The organism is Brevibacterium sp. S22 (assembly GCF_004745485.1).
Lineage (GTDB): Bacteria > Actinomycetota > Actinomycetes > Actinomycetales > Brevibacteriaceae > Brevibacterium.
In genome coordinates this window covers 40,001-57,554 of sequence record NZ_RHFG01000003.1, presented here as the reverse complement: position 1 = coordinate 57,554, position 17,554 = coordinate 40,001, and the positions used below count along the sequence as shown (strand labels likewise).

The 17,554-nt window shown below is 63.2% G+C and carries 16 protein-coding genes; 10 read left to right on the top strand and 6 right to left on the bottom strand.

Going from position 1 to position 17,554, the window contains the following annotated elements; translation table 11 throughout:
* Positions 1–231: 231 nt before the first annotated feature.
* From EB835_RS04315 to EB835_RS04300, 3 genes are all read left to right on the top strand, one after another.
* A complete protein-coding gene (locus EB835_RS04315; protein WP_135808258.1) occupies positions 232–1,386 on the top strand; it encodes a serine hydrolase domain-containing protein in 1,155 nt (384 codons plus the stop codon).
* Positions 1,387–1,766: 380 nt separating this feature from the next.
* Positions 1,767–2,198 carry a DUF1801 domain-containing protein gene (locus EB835_RS04305; RefSeq protein WP_135808257.1) on the top strand — a complete coding sequence of 144 codons (432 nt, stop codon included), beginning with the start codon at positions 1,767–1,769 and terminating at the stop codon, positions 2,196–2,198.
* A gap of 113 nt (positions 2,199–2,311) precedes the next feature.
* Complete coding sequence (locus tag EB835_RS04300) at positions 2,312–2,821, top strand: hotdog fold domain-containing protein (protein WP_135808256.1); 510 nt, start codon at positions 2,312–2,314, stop codon at positions 2,819–2,821.
* A 26-nt stretch (positions 2,822–2,847) separates the two neighbouring features.
* Here the strand turns inward: EB835_RS04300 and EB835_RS04295 are convergent, their stop codons facing one another.
* A complete protein-coding gene (locus EB835_RS04295) occupies positions 2,848–3,411 on the bottom strand; it encodes a maleylpyruvate isomerase N-terminal domain-containing protein (protein WP_135808255.1) in 564 nt (187 codons plus the stop codon).
* Between the two features lie 259 nt (positions 3,412–3,670).
* Here EB835_RS04295 and EB835_RS04290 point away from each other — a divergent pair, with 259 nt between their 5' ends.
* The 5 genes from EB835_RS04290 to EB835_RS04270 all read left to right on the top strand — a co-directional run bounded on the left by EB835_RS04290 (position 3,671) and on the right by EB835_RS04270 (position 8,618).
* Positions 3,671–4,417: a DUF5058 family protein gene (locus EB835_RS04290; RefSeq protein WP_135808254.1), complete on the top strand. Its 747-nt coding sequence runs from the start codon at positions 3,671–3,673 to the stop codon at positions 4,415–4,417.
* 9 nt (positions 4,418–4,426) lie between these two features.
* A complete protein-coding gene (locus tag EB835_RS04285) occupies positions 4,427–5,164 on the top strand; it encodes a hypothetical protein (protein WP_135808253.1) in 738 nt (245 codons plus the stop codon).
* 94 nt (positions 5,165–5,258) lie between these two features.
* The gene (locus EB835_RS04280; protein WP_135808252.1) at positions 5,259–6,500 is read left to right on the top strand and encodes an amidohydrolase; all 1,242 of its coding nucleotides are present in this window, start codon (positions 5,259–5,261) and stop codon (positions 6,498–6,500) included.
* Positions 6,497–7,930 (top strand): amidase family protein, encoded by a 1,434-nt coding sequence (locus EB835_RS04275; RefSeq protein ID WP_135808251.1) that lies wholly within the window; start codon positions 6,497–6,499, stop codon positions 7,928–7,930. The genes EB835_RS04280 and EB835_RS04275 overlap by 4 nt, the downstream gene beginning before the upstream one ends.
* A gap of 172 nt (positions 7,931–8,102) precedes the next feature.
* Positions 8,103–8,618 carry a ferritin gene (locus EB835_RS04270; RefSeq protein WP_135808250.1) on the top strand — a complete coding sequence of 172 codons (516 nt, stop codon included), beginning with the start codon at positions 8,103–8,105 and terminating at the stop codon, positions 8,616–8,618.
* Between the two features lie 134 nt (positions 8,619–8,752).
* On the opposite strand, the gene EB835_RS04265 is transcribed toward EB835_RS04270, so the two are convergent.
* Positions 8,753–9,685, bottom strand: coding sequence for an AEC family transporter (locus EB835_RS04265; RefSeq protein ID WP_135808249.1), 933 nt, complete (start codon positions 9,683–9,685; stop codon positions 8,753–8,755).
* An 82-nt stretch (positions 9,686–9,767) separates the two neighbouring features.
* Between EB835_RS04265 and EB835_RS04260 the strand changes: the two genes are divergently transcribed.
* Entirely contained in the window at positions 9,768–10,238 is a 471-nt protein-coding gene (locus EB835_RS04260) for an Hsp20/alpha crystallin family protein (protein WP_135808248.1), read from the top strand.
* Positions 10,239–10,309: 71 nt separating this feature from the next.
* Here EB835_RS04260 and EB835_RS04255 read toward each other — a convergent pair whose 3' ends face one another.
* Complete coding sequence (locus tag EB835_RS04255; RefSeq protein ID WP_135808247.1) at positions 10,310–11,044, bottom strand: class I SAM-dependent methyltransferase; 735 nt, start codon at positions 11,042–11,044, stop codon at positions 10,310–10,312.
* A gap of 129 nt (positions 11,045–11,173) precedes the next feature.
* Between EB835_RS04255 and EB835_RS04250 the strand changes: the two genes are divergently transcribed.
* Complete coding sequence (locus tag EB835_RS04250; RefSeq protein WP_135808246.1) at positions 11,174–12,433, top strand: aspartate aminotransferase type Ic; 1,260 nt, start codon at positions 11,174–11,176, stop codon at positions 12,431–12,433.
* 163 nt (positions 12,434–12,596) lie between these two features.
* Here EB835_RS04250 and EB835_RS04245 read toward each other — a convergent pair whose 3' ends face one another.
* From EB835_RS04245 to EB835_RS04235, 3 genes are read right to left on the bottom strand one after another with little or no spacing between them, the layout of a single operon-like run.
* Positions 12,597–13,451, bottom strand: coding sequence for a 3-hydroxybutyryl-CoA dehydrogenase (locus tag EB835_RS04245; RefSeq protein ID WP_135808245.1), 855 nt, complete (start codon positions 13,449–13,451; stop codon positions 12,597–12,599).
* A 50-nt stretch (positions 13,452–13,501) separates the two neighbouring features.
* Positions 13,502–14,008, bottom strand: coding sequence for a peptide deformylase (locus tag EB835_RS04240; RefSeq protein ID WP_135808244.1), 507 nt, complete (start codon positions 14,006–14,008; stop codon positions 13,502–13,504).
* Positions 14,001–17,402: a pyruvate carboxylase gene (locus EB835_RS04235; RefSeq protein ID WP_135808243.1), complete on the bottom strand. Its 3,402-nt coding sequence runs from the start codon at positions 17,400–17,402 to the stop codon at positions 14,001–14,003. Before EB835_RS04235 ends, EB835_RS04240 begins: the two co-directional genes overlap by 8 nt.
* Positions 17,403–17,554: the final 152 nt, after the last annotated feature.

Here is a 17,554-nt window from a genome sequence, read left to right as displayed (position 1 = left end):
TTCTCGCCCGGCGTTCTGGCGCCACTCCCCTGTGTTCGCTCATCACCTGGTAAGTACTCACTTTTCATTGAATTACTGCTGCACCTGCGATGGCGCAACTGCCCGTCGTTGCGGGTAAATATGGGTTCCAGCCGGTGCTAGTACCAGTTGGAACTGCTAGTATCGCCCCAGAGTTAAACTCACTTCGAACCGACCTGCTTTGACTGGTCGACAAGTCTATGGGAGACGATGATGACTGATTCACCGAATGAGATGCTTGAAATGGGACTTTTCACCGGAGCTCCGCAGCACACCAACTTCTGCCGAATCAAGGAACTCGCCCCGACCGCAACGATGACTCCCTCACCGAAGCCATATACCTGGCCGGAGGCTGAAGCACTCTCTATTCCCGAGACCTACACATTCAACGGAGAAGAACGCTCAAGCGAGAAGCTGCTGGTGGACACCGACACCGCGGCCCTCCTCGTCATTGTCGACGGAGCGATTCGGTACGAACAGTATTGGCTCACCGGCGGCCCGGACGTGAACTGGCTGTCCATGTCGGTAGCCAAGAGCTTCATTTCGGCGCTGGTCGGGATCGCCATCGCTGAAGGCCGAATCGAGAACATCGACGACCCGATCAGCCGATACGTACCGGTCAATCCAGGATCGGCATACGACGGAGTCCCGATCCGGACCGTGTTGCAGATGTCATCCGGTGCCCGATGGAATGAGGACTACTCCGATACGGAGTCCGACATCTTTCAAGTCAGTATGGCAATGTTAGGAGTAGGCGGTGGCCTGGATGACTTCGTCGCGCGGATGGTTCGCGAGCATGAGCCCGAAACTGTATGCCGTTACAATTCGGGCGAGACCCAGATTCTGGGTGCCCTGATCGCCCGGGCAACGGGGCATTCTGTCGCAGACTACATGCAGGAGAAGCTAGTCAACCCTTTGGGATTCGAGTCTCCCGGATACTGGGTCACCGACCTCGCGGGTACGGAGATGTCCTATGCCGGACTCAATCTCACCGCGCGTGATTTCGCCAGGCTGGGAGAGCTGTACCGCAATGAAGGCAGCTGGCAGGGTCGACAGATCGTGGACGAACAGTGGGTGCGGGACTCGACAAGCATCAACTCCGCGATTCGCGAACCTGGGAAGCCACTGGTGGGAGACCACGCAATGTCTCTCGGCTACGGGTACCAATGGTGGATTCCTGCGGGTGATCGCGGCGGCTACAGCGCTATCGGCGTTCTCAACCAGTTTGTCTATGTCGACCCTGAGACCGAATCAGTCATCGTAAAGCTCTCGGCAAACCGGAATTACGGAACGGCCAACACCGAAGAAGTCAATCGCGACGCCGAGAATGTGGAGTTCCTTCGCGCAATAGCCCAGCGTGCACACTGATCCGCGGCCGTCTGCTCAGCAACGCGCGACAGGCAGAGGGCCGACCGGCGTAGGCACTCCCCCACAGTGAACTGCAGGTGCAAACGGCACGGAGCGCCCGCTGATACTAGGATTCCTTAGCTCACAGCGATCCCCGGCAGCGGAAAGGTCAATGCACTGTAGACGAAGCTGCAGGATTTCCCCTTGGGCAAGCATCTGTTCACTCAGGCCGTGTGCTTCAAGGCTCCCTATTTCTGTACCGCCCACCCGCTCATCCATGAGATGGGCCCAATGTTAAGTAAAGATCAGAGGGCCGCTCTCCGCCGCTGCGTCTATGGTGGACACTGACGAAACGGGGCCACCGACACAGATGAACATTCGACGACGAATCAGGAGTTGATATGGCACAGCGGACACCGGCAATGAGGCCGACCGGCGAACCTGTCGTCGATGCTCTCGACCGCGCGCAGGGTCCGCGCCGAGCCGAAGCTGAGGAACTGTGCGCACTTTTCGGTGCGGTCTCCGGCGAACAGCCTGTCGTTTGGGCCTCGCGGATCATCGGCTTCGGCGAAGTCGCGTACACATACGAGTCAGGCCATAGCGGCATCGTGCCGGTCCTAGCCTTCTCCCCCGCCGCACGTCAGCACACGATCTACCTGACAAGCGACTTCGAGGACCACTGGCCGGATCTCATGGCGCGACTGGGCAGCTACCGCAGCAGCACGGCCTGTCTGTATCTCACTCGCCTCAAAAACATTGACCGCGGCGTGCTCCGCGAGCTGCTCGTGCGCACTCGCGACCACACACTGGCCGAATGGTCTGACTGTGATTGAGAGCACGCACCTGCTAGGGTCTACTGCAAAGTAACTTAGCTCACAGCGGCAGCGGACGATCAGCTCGGCTCCTCAGCAGAATCCTCGTATCGCCCGCACGGAAGGACCACACGATGACCGCAGACCCAGCACCGCTCACAGCGATCCCCGGCAGCGGAAAGATCAATACGCTGTGGAAGAAGTTGCAGGACTTCCCCCTGGGCAAGCATCTTTTCACTCAGGCCGTGTGCTTCAAAGCCCCCTATTTCCGCACTGTCCACCCGCTCATCCATGAGATGCGTCCGGGCTATTGCCGAGTCAGCGCGCCGAATCGCCGCGGAGTGCGCAACCATATCGGCACCTACCATGCCATTGCCTCGTGCAATATGGCAGAGATCGCCGGCGGCATGATGACCGAAGCCACGGTCCCCTCCACACATCGCTGGATTCCCGCCGGAATGACCGTCGAATACAAGGCCAAGGCAGACACGAACGTCACCGCGATTGCGCGCCTCGACGAGATCCCGGTCTTCGGCGACGATAAGTTCGACCTTGTCGTGCCTGTCGACGTCATCGATGCCGAAGGCACCGTCTTCGTCACCGCGCACATCACCATGCACATCTCAAAGAAGAAGGCTCAGTAGTTCCGAGCAGTTCCACTCACGACCGTTCAGCGACCGGAGATCCGGAGCACGCGCTCAGCAGGTGATGCCGGCAAACCGTCTTCGGCACGTGGGTGCGCATACCCTCCGGTCGACCCGAGCTGAACGATGAGATCCCCGAGTTCAGCAGCGATGAATACAGCCAATTCGTCATCAATCGGCCACGGCTCTCCGGTCCCCCTGGACAGATCTGCGGCATGGAGCGCGAGCTCGAGGATGCGCATCCGCACCAACTGCTTGCCAGGGATCTTTCCGATGCGATGCGCCACAGTGACCTCGAGGTCGCACTCCCCCGCCAATGACCGGAAGGTCCGCTCCTGGACCCAGAACGCTTCGAGAAGGTCTTCGCCGAGGTGGTCGACTCCCCTGGTCGCCTCCACTTCAGCAGGTTCGGCCTGCCCAAGCAGCTTCGCATAGCGCAGGCCACCACCGACGAGGTGATTGATGAGCTCACGATTAGTCCATTCTGGGCAGCCACTGACGGCGTCGAGGTCACCTGGTCTCACGCGGGCGAGGGCCGTGACCCAACAGGTCTCCGCACGGTCGAGTGCCTCATCGATGACCGGATCCATGTAACGCTCCCACTCCCCTACTCGCGTGCGGACCATCATAGTGTCGTGTCCAGCACCCCGAATCGGCTTCGCCTGCGCTGGCGGCTCATCGATTCCCCTGATGGCTCTCATCGGCAGAACTGTTCCCGGCATCTGAGATACCGACCAGTTGGACTCCAATTCGTCGACCCCGCGGGTTAGATTGCACTCACACGTGATGCGGCACACAGCGAAGTCTGCGCATCAGTGGCCCTCAGTCCAACGAAGAAATGAGAACCAGATGAATCTGGCCACCGAATCGGCCGACTATATCGGCCTCGCAAATGCACCGATTCTCTGGATCCTCGCGATGGCGGTGATGGGCGTCGTCGTCGTGCAGTCGCTCATCTACATGACAGCGGTGAAGAAGAACGCCGAGTCCGCAGGAATGAGCCAGACGGAAGTCCGTTCGGCATTCCGCGCCGGTGGGGTCGCCGCGATCGGACCGTCTCTTTCGGTGGTCCTCGTCGCCATCGCTCTGCTGCCGCTGTTCGGCACTCCCCCGGTCGTCGTCCGCGTCGGGCTCATCGGATCTGCCGCCACCGAGGTGGCCTCCGCCTCTCTGGCAGCAGGAACCATGGGCGCCAATCTCGGTGACGAGACCTTCACCCGCGGAGTCTTCATCGTCGCTCTCATGGCGATGAGCCTGTCGGGAGCAGGCTGGATGATCTCCACCCTCATTCTCACCCCGATCTTCAAACGCAGCTCCCACAAGCTCGAGAAGGTCAACCCGGCACTCATGTCGATTATCCCGGGTGCGGCACTGCTCGCGGCCTTCGCGGCACTGACTTTCCGCGAGCTGCCCAAGTCACCGACCCACGTCATCGCCGTCATCGTCTCGGCCGTGGTGATGAGCATCTGCCTGCTGTTGGCCAAAATGCTCAAACTGAACTGGCTGAAGGAATGGGGACTGGGATTCTCCCTGCTCATCGGCCTCGTCGCCGCCTACTTCGCCCATTATGCCGGTCTCGGACTGCCCGAAGCCTGAGGAGAGAACATGTCATCGATCATCACGTCGCCTTCACACGCGGCATTCGAACGCACCACCAGCCGGTGGGGTTCGATCACCCTGTTCATCGGATTCCTCATCGCCACCTCGGTGCCCTTCTATCTGCTGTTCGTCGCGGATGCGAACATCGACGTCGGGCAGATCCTCAAGGGATTCCTCGCCGTGTTCGCCGTCTACGGAGTCTTCTATATCGTCGAACCTCTCACCTACTTCCCGATCCTCGGACCCGCCGGCATGTACCAGGCATTCATGATCGGCAACGTCGCGAACAAACTGCTGCCCTCGGCGATCGTCGCTCAGGATACGATCGGCGCGAAGCCCGGAACCCGCAAGGGCGAGTATGCGGCAACGATGGCCATCTGCGGGGCCGCGATCATCCACGTCGCCTCTATGGTCATCTTCGTCGGAATCCTCGGCACCTGGCTGGTCGCCCTTATTCCTGAGCCGATCACCCTCGTCGCGAAGCTCTATATCCTCCCGGCCATCCTCGGCGGTGTCACCGTTCAGCTCATCGCCTCGCTCAAGCAGCTCAAATCCACACTCATCGCTCTCGGCATGGCGGCACTGGTCATTCTCGTGCTCGTTCGGCTGCTTCCCGTACTCGCTCCCGGAGACGTCGCCATCGTCGTGTTCCTGACCATCCTCATCACGTGGTTCACCCGCAGCAAGTCGGTCACGGACAAGAAGGCCGGTGGTGACGGCACCGAAACCGTCGGCATCAACTGACGACGGAATGCGCCCGGCGCTCGACCCCCGAGATCGCCGACCGAATTCGAGAATTCCTGCCAAGATGGCACCAGACCACTGCTGAAAGGACGATATGTCTCTCAACCCCGCCCTCCGCGCGTCGATCAGTGCTGATCTCGACCAGACGATCACGGACTACAAGCACTTCCACCAGACACCCGAGCTGTCGATGCAGGAGACGAACACCGCCGCTGACATCGCCTCCCGTCTCCAGTCCCTCGGACTCACCACCCACACCTTCGGCGGCACCGGAGTCGTGACCGTGATCGAAAACGGTGATGGGCCCGTCATCGGATACCGCGCCGATATCGATGGACTGCCGATCACCGAGGACACCGGACTCGACTACGCTTCTACCGCCGACGGCACTCTTCCCGACGGCGGGACGACGAAGGTCATGCACGGCTGCGGCCACGATACGCACATCACGGTCGGGCTCTACCTGGCCAAGCACCTCCTCGCACACACGGACCTGTGGTCGGGAACCGTGGTCATGATCTTCCAGCCCGGTGAGGAGACCGGCCAGGGTGCGCGCGCAATGCTCGACGACGGGCTCTGGGGCCGGATTGTGCGTCCCGAAGTGATCTTCGGTCAGCACGTGTGGCCGATCCCCGCCGGGCACCTCTACGTCAGCAGCGGCACCGCCATGGCGATGTCCGACTGCCTGTGTGTGACCGTCAGAGGCCTGCAGACGCACGGTTCTCAGCCGGAGAATGGCATCGACCCGATCGTGCTCGGCGCATATATGATCACCCGCCTCCAGTCGGTCGTGTCCCGTGAGATCTCGGGCAACGATATGGCCGTCGTCACCGTCGGCACGTTCCACAGCGGGCTCAAAGAGAACATCATCCCCGACTCAGCGGAGTTCACACTCAATATCCGCACCTTCACCGAGGAGGTCCGCGAAGTCGTCCTCGAACGCGTCCGCCGGATCATCCTCGCCGAGGCTCTGGCTTCCGGAGCCCCGGAACCCGAGATCGAGGAGATGTACCGGTTCCCGCGCTGCTTCAATGACCCCGCGGAGACCGAGTCGTTCCTCACCCACGTCGGCGCCGAACTCGGAACCGACCACGTCCACCTCGAACAGCCGTCGACCGGCAGCGAGGATGTGGGAGCATTCGGCGACGATATCGGAGTGCCCTACGTGTACTGGTTCTTCGGCGGCTACTCCCCCGCGAAGTTCGAAGGCGGGCAGACCCCGCCTGGGAACCACTCCCCGTTCTTCGCCCCCGACGATGTCGAGACCACGCTCGAGACCGGCATCAGGGCCGCACTGTCTGCAGTGCTGAACAAGGTCGGAAAGGACCGCGCATGAGTGAGGAGATGCTGTGGTGGTCGACCCGTGAGCTGGCAGCCCAAATCGCTGCCAAAGAAGTCTCGGCCCGTGAGGCGCTGCAGGTCCATCTCGACCGCATCGATGAGGTCAACCCAGCCCTCAATGCCGTCGTCACCCGTGATGACGAGGCCGCCTTCGCTCAGGCTGAAGCCGCCGATGCCGCGGCTGCCCGCGATGAGAGCTTCGGACCGCTGCACGGGGTGCCGATGACTCACAAGGACACTCACGACACAGCGGGAATGCGCACGACCTGGGGATCGCCGCTCATGGCCGACCACATGCCCGAATCCGATGCGCTCATCGTCGCCCGCCTCAGAGCCGCGGGGATCACGACGACAGGCAAGACGAATGTTCCCGAGTTCGCTGCCGGTTCGCACACCTTCAACGAACTGTTCGGCACGACAGTGAATCCCTATGACCGGACCAAATCCGCCTCGGGTTCCTCCGGCGGTGTGGGTGCAGTCCTCGCAGCAGGCATTCAGGCCTCCGGGGACGGGTCGGATATGGGTGGATCGCTGCGCTCTCCTGCATCGTTCAACAATGTTGTGGGCCTGCGACCGAGCAACGGCCGCATCCCGCACGTGCCGCCGGGCAACCCGTATGCGTGGCTGTCGCAGAGCGGATTCATGGCACGCACGGTCTCCGATGTGGCACTGCTGATGTCGGTGGCCGCCGGGCCGCACGCCTCGGCTCCGGGATCGACACCAGACCCGGGTGGTCTCTTCGACCTCCCGGAGTTCGCGCTCGGTGCGGACCGCTCCCCCGACCTCACCGGTCTGCGGGTCGGCTTCAATCCCGATCTGGGAGGACTGCTGCCGATCGAAACCGAGGTTGCCGAGATCGTCGCGTCGACTGCGCCGGTGTTCAGCGACCTCGGTGCCCATGTGGATGCGCAGATTCCGAACCTCACCGACGCCGATGAGGTGTTCAATGTTCGCCGTGCCCTCGACTTCGTCAGCTCCTGGGGAGGACTGTATGAGGCGCATCCGGACATGATCAAGGAATCGGTGAGGTGGAACATCCGCATGGGTCTCGATCTCACCGGCGCCGAGGTGGCCTCGGCCGAATCCGCTCGCTCTCGCCTGCACAGCGAGATCGACCGCTACTTCACCGGTCACGACGTTCTCGTGCTCACCACCTGCCAGGTCCTGCCGTTCGACGCGGGAATCGAGTATCCGACGCAGATAAACGGGGTGCAGCTGAGCAGCTACCTCGACTGGATGCGCGCGCTGTGTCTCATCTCGGCAACCGGGTGCCCCGCGATCTCGGTGCCGGCCGGGTTCTCGGAATCGGGTCTGCCTGTGGGGGTTCAGATCGTGGCGAAACCAGGTGCTGATGTCGAGCTGCTCCGTGTCGCTCATGCCTTCGAAGCCGCGACCGGACACCACTCCCGGCGGCCGGCACTCTGAGCAGGACTCGGCGCTGAGTTCCGAACAGCTGTCGTCCCTCGTTCGAGGCAGGTATGGCATACCTGGGAAGAGTTTGCCGAGCCTTTCCACACTGGAACCGTTCTAGAAAAGGTGTCAGGATATTCTCTAAGCAGGCGGAATGGATCCGCCTCGAACCGCAAAGGAGTAAAAGATGCACCTGAGCCCCGCAATGCAGAAGGTCCTCAACGAGCAGGTCACCCTCGAACTCGAAGCTTCGCTGGTCTACCTGCAGCTCTCCATCCAGATCGACGATCTCGATCTTCCCGGCATGACGCGCTGGATGCGCGCTCAGTCCGAAGAAGAGCAGGTTCACGCCGCAAAGTTCACCCAGCACTGCCTCGACCGCGGATTCGCTCCTCAGATCGGCGATATCGCCGCTCCGAAGGTCTCGGGATCGCAGCCGATCGACTTCTTCAAGGCCGCTTTGGCCCACGAGGAGAAGGTCTCGGAGTCCATCCGCAACCTCTATCGCACCGCCCAGGCAGAAGCCGATCTCGACGTTCTGCCGCTGCTCCACTGGTTCATCGATGAGCAGGTCGAGGAAGAGTCGAGCATCTCCGAGATCATCGGCCGCCTCGAGCGCGTCGGCAACGACGGCGCCGGTGTCCTGCGCATCGATTCCGAACTCGGCTCACGCCACCCCGATATCACCGCAGACAGCGAGTGACATACTCACCTTCAGCGCTCATATCGAACGTCCCGAGTTGAGTGAGCATTCGGAGCGAGTGAATGACGGCCGACCCCAGCCCGGGGTCGGCCGTCATTCTGTTTGACCCCGAGGCATCGGAGAGGAGTTCGTCTTCAGCCGAGCACGAATTGTCCGATGACGAGCACGACCGGCAGCGTCACGAGCATTGCGACGGTCTGGCCGGCGATGAGGGCGGCCATGAGCTTCGCATCTCCCCCGAGCTGCCGGGCCATGACATAGCCGGAACTCGCTGTCGCAATTGACTGGAAGATCAGCCCGACCAGCGCCGGCACCGCTGGGATGTCGAAGGCGGACAGAGCCGCCAGTGACAGCCCAGGCAGCACGACCAGCTTGATGAGGGTCGAGACGACTATGGCTCGGGCATGGTCTCGCCCGGAGAACGTCTGCAGGCCGGCACCGACACACAGCAGACCGATGGGCAGCGAGGCGGCAGCCAACGGGTCGAGGACGGTTGCTGCCACACTCGGCAGACCGAGCCCACTGACGTTCGCCACGACCCCGGCGACACAGCCGAGCACCAGAGGATTCGTCACGATGGCGCGCAGCAGCGCAAGCAGAGAGCTCGGACCCGTGCGCAGGAACTCGAAGCCGAGGCTCGAGATGACATTCACCGTGGGGACGAGGATCGCGGCGACGATAGCAGCAACAGCACTGCCTTCCGAGCCGAACAGGCTTCCCGCCAGGGACAGGCCGATATAGGTGTTGAAGCGGATTCCACCCTGCAGCACGGAGGTGAAGGCGGGCAGATCGTCAGCGACGACTCGGCGGGCAACGACGATGCCGACGGACACGATCACAGTGGGAACCACGAGCGCCGCTGCCAAGCGCGCGAGCGGGACATGGGCCACGTCCACCTCGGCGACGGAGGTGAAGAGGAGAACCGGCAGCAGACAGTAATAGGCGAGCTTCTCCGCGCCCGACCAGAACTCCGGACTCCGAAATCCCGGCAGCCGTCTGAGCCCGAGGCCGACAGCGATGAGCACCGTGACGGGAAGAAGGGCGAGGAGTATGGGAACCAGGCTCACAGGCTGAGAATTTCATGAGTTTGGAATCATTTCAAAGTTGAGTGTGTTTGACTCAATGTAGGACCCGAACGAAAGGAAGCACATGGCTACACGTTTCGACCCCATCCGTGACATCGACCGATTCTTCTCCGAGGTGACCCGCACCCCGAATGCGACCACCTTGCCGATGGACCTCTACCGTGACGGAGAAGTCTTCATCGCCCGCATCGACATGCCCGGAGTCGATCCGAGCAGCATCGATGTCGACGTCGAGGACCGCACGCTCACGGTTCGTGCTCGCCGCGAATCCGAGGTCGCCGACAAAGACGTGAAATGGCTGACGCGGGAACGCACCAACGGCACCTATGCTCGCCAGCTCACGCTGGGCAACCGGGTTGCTTTGGACCGTATCCGCGCCGATTACAGCGATGGCGTGCTCACGCTGACGATCCCTGTCGCCGAGGAAGCTCGCCCACGGAAGATCGCCGTCTCTCACGACTCAGGACAGACCGCCCCCGAGGTGGTCGAATCGTCCTCGTCGGACGAGCCCCGTTCCCCCGGCATCGACGGCTGATTCCAGCTCAGCATTCCGGCGCACAGAAGTGGGTCGCACCTGAACACCAGGGTGTGGCCCACTTCTTTCGTTCAGCGCCGTTCCAGGAGGTAGGCCAGGCAGATATACGGCAGATCCACCGTGTCCGGCACCGGGTGTTCGACACGGAGGTATTCGCGCAGGTTCGATTCGACTCGGGTCCGCGTCTGCTGGCCGGAACGCAGCCAGTAGGAACGCGTGCGAGCCAGATCGACGATTCCATCGACGGACAGCTCAGTGGTGAAGTCGACGAGCAGATGATCTGTGAGAGCCAGTCCCCCGCCGGGGTGAGGTCTGTACTGAGGTCGGTAGACGTCACCGGCGTGCATGATCCGGCTCAGGCGCAGCACCCAGTCGATGCGGACATCGAGCTGGTTGATGAGAATGAGCAGCCGACCTCCGGGTCTGAGGATGCGGGCGACCTCGGCGGCGGCTCTCGCTTCGTCGAACCAATGCCACGCCTGAGCTACAGTGACGAGGTCGAGGCTTTCCGAATCCAGGCCGGTGTCCTCAGCCGTGCCCACACGGGTCGGTGCAGGATTGCGTTCGAGTGCGGCCGTGTCGGGATCGACGGCGATGAGATCCGTACCGTGTGCGAGCAGCCTGCGACTGAGTATCCCGGTGCCCGCACCGAGGTCGCACACCCGCAGTTCGGACCAGCGCCGGTTCCAGCCGGTCAGAGCCAGATCGAGTGCGGCGTCGGGATAATCGGGACGCACCTCGTCGTAGACTCCGGCCTGAGCACCGAAACCGCGCCCGTGGGCGGCCTGTGCGCGTGGTCGCACCATCTGAGTCTGCCTTTCACCGAGTCTCCAACGGTCGTTCGGGCGACCGCTGCAGACCACTCTAGCGTCGGTGGTGTTCAGCGAGTCGATAGGATGGAGACAACGGCCCGTTCCCAGCCCTAAGGAGCCAGCATGTCCGCACCGTCCGACCTCCCATCCAAATTGGATGAGGCCTCCGCCGCCTACGAGGAATTCGCCTCTCGAGGCCTCGCTCTCGACATCACGCGGGGCAAGCCGGCCCCTGAGCAGCTCGACCTCGCCGCCGATCTGCTCACTGCTGTCAGCGGTGACGACGTCTTCACTCCCGGTGGGGTCGACACTCGCAACTACGGCGGTCTCGACGGGCTCGTCGAGCTGCGAGAGATCTTCGCCCCGCTGTTCAAGGTGCCGGCCGCCCAGCTTTTGGCCGGAGGCAATGCCTCTCTGACATTCATGACCCAGGCGCTGACCTTCGCCCTGATGCATGGGACGGCCGTCGATGATCGCCCATGGGGTCACGGGCCGCACAAGCTCCTGTGCCCCGTCCCCGGCTATGACCGCCATTTCACCCTGGCCGAATCCCTCGGTTTCGAACTGCTGACCATTCCCATGGACGAGGAGGGCCCGATCATCGCCGAGGCGCAGCGCCTGGCAGATGATCCGGCGGTCAAGGGCATGTGGCTGGTGCCGATGTATTCCAATCCCACAGGCGTCACCATCACCGAGGCGCGGGCACGCGAACTCGCGGCGATGCCGACCGCTGCGCCCGATTTCGCTCTGCTGTGGGACAACGCCTACGGGGTGCACCACCTGCGTGAGGACCATCCGGTCAATCTCGACATCCTCTCTCTGTGCGCCGAGGCGGGCAATCCCGAACGGGCATGGATCTTCGCCTCGACCTCGAAGATCACTCATGCTGGGGCCGGAGTGTCGTTCTTCGCCGGTGGCCCGGCCACAGTCGACTGGATGCGAGCCAATCTCGGGAAGGTCGCGATCGGCCCCGACAAGATCAATCAGCTGCGCCATGTCCGGTTCTTCTCCGACTCCGCCGGAGTCGAAGCGCATATGCGCAGACATGCCGCGATCATCGCACCGAAATTCGATGCCGTGCTCAAGGCGCTGGAGGACGGACTCGGGGCAGACGATCTGGCACACTGGACCTCCCCGGACGGCGGTTACTTCATCACTCTGACCACGATGGAGGGCATCGCCGATCGGGTCGTCAAACTCGCCGCAGAAGCCGGAGTCAAGCTGACTCCGGCTGGAGCCACTCACCCGTACGGGCTGGACCCGCATAACAACATCATCCGCATCGCCCCGACGATGCCGACTCTCGACGAGGTCGAACTCGCTGCTCAGGGGCTCGTTGCCTGTGTGCGGCTGGCCAGCTATGAAAAGCTTCTGGCCGGCTGAACTCCAAGCCGAGTCTGATTCCCGCGCAGAACCTCAGTGCCAAGCGGAGCCGGACAGTGAGACATACGTCTGACCGCAGGAGCAGACAGGTCCGCCCCGAACCGAATGGTTCGGGGCGGACCTGTCTGCCGCTGGCGTTTCTCGGCTGCGGCTGGGGTTCGGCTCAGTATTCGTAGAAGCCGCGCCCTGACTTCACACCGAGCATTCCGGCATCGACCATACGTGAGAGCAGGATCGGCGGCTTCGCGGCCGAATCGCCGGTCTCCTCATAGATGCTCTGCGCAGCGTAGAGGCAGGTGTCGAGTCCGACGAGGTCGGCGAGCTTGATCGGGCCCATCGGGTGGGCACAGCCGCCGACCATTCCTGCATCGATGTCTTCCTTCGTCGCGAACCCGGACTCGAGCATCCGGATGGCGCCGATCAGGTACGGGATCAGCAGTGCATTGACGATGAAGCCGGGACGGTCTTCTGCCTGGATCGGGTTCTTACCGAGCACTTCCGTCACGAATCCCGTGACAGTGTCACGGACATCCTCGGCGGTGACGACCGAGGAGACGATCTCCACCAGCGGCTGCACGGGTGCCGGATTGAAGAAGTGGACTCCGAGCACGCGTTCGGGACGCGAGGTCGACTGCGCGAAGCGAATGATCGGCATCGACGAGGTGTTCGAGGCGAGGATCGCCTCCGGGTCGGTCACGACCTTGTCGAGTTCAGCGAAGATCGACTTCTTGATATCCTCGTTCTCACTCGCTGCTTCGATGACGAGCTGGCGGTCGGCCAGGTCGTTGATATCAGTGGTGAACCGCAGTCGGCCCAGTGCCTCGTCGCGGGCTGCGGCATCGAGCTTGCCCTTATCCACTGCGCGAGTCAGGGACTTCTCGATGCGGGCACGACCGGCGGCGGACGCCTCCTCGTTGATCTCACGGACGATGACGTCGAGCCCGGACTTCGCCAGCACCTCGGCGATTCCGGCTCCCATGAGTCCGCTGCCGATGACGGCTGTGCGCTGAATGCTCATAAACTTCTCCTTCTCAGTCGGATTGATGGATGGTGCGCGAATCGGTCTGCTCAGGACATCCGAGCGAGGAACCAGTCGGCCGAACGGATCGCCTTCATAGCTTCTCGCCGGCGCTCACCGGGCAGGGTCTGGATGTAGACCTGCCCGTCGAGATGGCCCACCTCGTGTTGGAGCATCTGAGCGAAGACCTCCGTGCCTTCGACCTCGATCGGCTGATTCTTCGCATCCACCCCGCGCACCCGAGCGAACTCGTAGCGCGGAGTGGGAAAGAACAGTCCGGGGACGGAGAGGCAGCCTTCTTCGATATCGCGCAGCTGCCCGCCGAGTTCGACGATCTCCGGGTTGATGACATAGCCGGTGCGACCGTCGAGGTCGTAGCCGAAGGCGCGCAGGCCGACCCCGATCTGTGGGGCGGCAACCGCCGCACGGCCCTCGGGCCGTGCGGTGTCGACGAGGTCGGCGGCCATGGCTTCCACACTGTCGTCGAAGACGGTCACCGGTTCACACTTGCTGCGGAGCACGGGGTCGCCCCACAGGCGGATCTCGCGTTCAGGCATCGATCACCACAACGAGGTCTCCGCCTTCGAGCTGTTGGACATCGGCGATGGCCACACGGGAGATGCTTCCCGCCGTCTGCGTGGTGATCGTCGCTTCCATCTTCATAGCTTCGATCGTGGCGACGGTGTCGCCGACGGCGACCGCGTCTCCCTCGTGGACCTGCATGGTCACCACGCCGGCGAACGGGCTGCCCACATGGCTGCTGTTGTTCGGGTCGGCCTTCTCTGCCGTCTTGACCTCGCTTTCGACGGACCGGTCACGCACCTGCAGCGGACGCAGCTGTCCATTGAGAGTGAACATGACCGAGCGCATCCCGCGTTCGTCGGTTCCGCCGATGGCCTGGACGCCGATGAGCAGGTTCTTGCCCTTCGACAGCTCGACGGCATGCTCTTCGCCGCCGGTCAGACCGTAGAGGTATTCGGAGGTCTCGACGACGGAGAGGTCACCGTAGTTCGAGCGCATCGCCTGGAACTCCTTCGTCGGTCCGGGGAACAGCAGCTCGTTGAGCTTGTCCTTCCGGTCTCGGCCCGGTGTCTCCAAGGCAGTCGCATCCGCAGGTTCGAGATGCTCGACGAGCGGCTTGGCGGTGCGACCGGCCAGGGCCTTCGTGCGGAACGGCTCGGGCCATCCGCCCGGAGGGTCGCCGAGGTCGCCGTTGAGGAATCCGATCACCGAATCCGGGATGTCGAACTTGTCCGGGTTCTCCGCGAAATCCTCAGGTGCGACTCCGGCGCCGACGAGATGGAGCGCCAGATCACCGACGACCTTCGAGGACGGTGTGACCTTGACGAGATGGCCGAGGATCGAATCTGCGGCCGCATACATGTGCTCGATGTCTTCGAACCGCTCCCCCAGGCCGAGTGCCACAGCCTGCTGACGCAGGTTCGACAGCTGTCCGCCGGGGATCTCGTGACGGTAGACGCGACCGGTCGGTCCGGCGAGTCCGGATTCGAAGGGTGCGTAGAGTTTGCGCACCGATTCCCAGTAGGGCTCGAGGTCGCTGACAGCATCGAGACTGATGCCTGTGTCGCGGTCGGTGTTCTCGAATGCGGCGACGAGAGCCGACAGGCTCGGCTGGCTGGTGGTTCCGGCCATGGCCGCCGAAGCGGCATCCACGGCATCGGCACCGGCCGCGGCCGCAGCATAGAGGGTGGCCAGCTGTCCTCCCGCGGTGTCGTGGGTGTGGACGTGGACAGGGAGGTCGAAGTTCTCGCGCAGAGCCGTCACGAGCTTGGCTGTGGCGGCAGGGCGCAGCAGACCGGCCATGTCCTTGATCGCGAGCACATGGGCACCGGCGTCGACGATCTGCTCGGCCAGGCGCAGATAGTAGTCCAGCGTGTAGAGCTCTTCCTTCGGATCGAGGATGTCAGAGGTGTAGCACAGGGCCACCTCGGCCAGCGAGGTGTTCGTTCCACGCACGGCTTCGATCGCCGGGCGCATCTGCTCGACGTCGTTGAGTGCATCGAAGATGCGGAAGATGTCGATGCCTGTGCGAGCCGCCTCGTCGACGAATGCGTCGGTGACCTCGGTCGGGTACGGGGTGTAGCCGACCGTGTTGCGGCCACGCAGGAGCATCTGCAGGTTGATGTTGGGCACCGTGGCGCGCAGAGCCTCGAGACGCTCCCAGGGATCCTCTCCGAGGAAGCGCAGTGCCACATCATAGGTGGCACCGCCCCAGGCTTCGATGCTGAGCAGCTCGGGCGTCATCCGCGACACGTGGCCGGCCACGGCCAGAAGGTCGCGGGTGCGCACGCGGGTGGCCAACAGCGACTGGTGAGCATCACGGAATGTCGTATCGGTGACGGCGAGGGCCGTCTGCTCGCGAAGGGCGCGGGCGAAACCCTCGGGTCCGAGCTCGGCGAGACGGTCGCGGCTGCCCGGGACGGGGCTCTCGGAGAGATCGATGTTCGGCAGCTTGTCGCCGGGGCGGATGCGCAGGCCCGGTTCGCCGTGGGGACGGTTGACCGTGACATCGGCGAGGTAGTCGAGCAGCTTCGAGCCGCGGTCGGCGCTCACGCGGGCGTCGAAGAGCTGCGGACGTTCGTCGATGAAGGAGGTGGACAGGTCGCCGGCGACGAATGCGGGGTCGTCGAGGACGGCCCGCAGGAATCCGATGTTCGAGGACACACCGCGGATGCGGAACTCCGCCAGAGCGCGCTTGGCACGGCCGACGGCCTGCGCGAAGTCGCGGCCACGGCAGGAGAGCTTCACGAGCATCGAGTCGAAGTGGGGGCTGACCGCGGCTCCGGCGTGGACGGTTCCGCCATCGAGGCGCACGCCTGCACCTCCGGCTGAGCGGTAGGCGGTGATGGTGCCGGTATCGGGGCGGAACGAGTTCGCGGGATCCTCAGTGGTGATGCGGCATTGGAGGGCCGCACCCTTGATGCGCATCTCGTCCTGGCGCAGGCCGATCTCGTCGAGGCTCGCGCCGGCGGCGATGCGCATCTGCGAGGCCACGATGTCGACGTCGGTGATCTCCTCGGTCACGGTGTGCTCGACCTGGACTCGGGGGTTCATCTCGATGAACACGTGCTTGCCGGCGCGGGGGCCGTCGGTTTCGAGGAGGAACTCCACGGTACCGGCGTTCTGGTATCCAAGAGCCTTCGCGAATTTCAGAGCGTCTGTGTGCAGTGCGTCTGCGATCTCGGGATCGAGGTTCGGTGCCGGAGCGATCTCGACCACCTTCTGGTGACGGCGCTGAACCGAGCAGTCGCGTTCGAACAGGTGGATCGCGTTCGAGTCATTGTCGGCCAGCACCTGAACTTCGATATGACGGGGACGCTGCACTGCCTGCTCTATGAAGACGGTGGGATCGCCGAAGGCGCCTTCGGCTTCGCGCATGGCGGCTTTGAGGGCGTCTTCGAGGTCGGAGGCCTGAGCCACGCGGCGCATTCCACGTCCTCCGCCGCCGGCTACAGCCTTGACGAAGAGGGGGAACTCCATCGACTCGGCATCGGCGAGCAGCTGAGCGATATCGGCCGATGGGCGGGTGGAGTCGAGCACCGGGATGCCCGCATTGCGTGCGGCCGCCAGTGCTTGGACCTTGTTGCCGGCCAGTTCGAGCACGTCGGCCTCGGGACCGATGAAGGTGATGCCTGCTTCGGCGCAGGCCCGAGCCAGATCGGGGTTCTCTGAGAGGAAGCCGTAGCCGGGGTAGATGGCGTCGGCGCCGCTCTCCTTCGCCACCCGCAGCATCTCTTCGACGCTGAGGTAGGCGCGGACGGGATGGCCCTCCTCACCGATCATATAGGCTTCATCGGCCTTCATACGGTGTTCGGAATTGCGGTCCTCATAAGGGAAGACCGCGACTGTGGAGGCTCCGAGCTCATAGGCGGCACGGAACGCACGAACGGCGATCTCTCCGCGGTTGGCCACGAGAACTTTAGAGAACATAGGTGTCTCTCACTTCTGTAACGGCCGCACTGGGCGACTGATCGACAAGCTGTCGGGAACATACTCTACTCAGTGACCTGGAACACCTCTGCGACCGGGGGGTCGACTTTGGACTGAGACGTGAGTCTCGGCGTGGTCGGCACGGCTCAGCA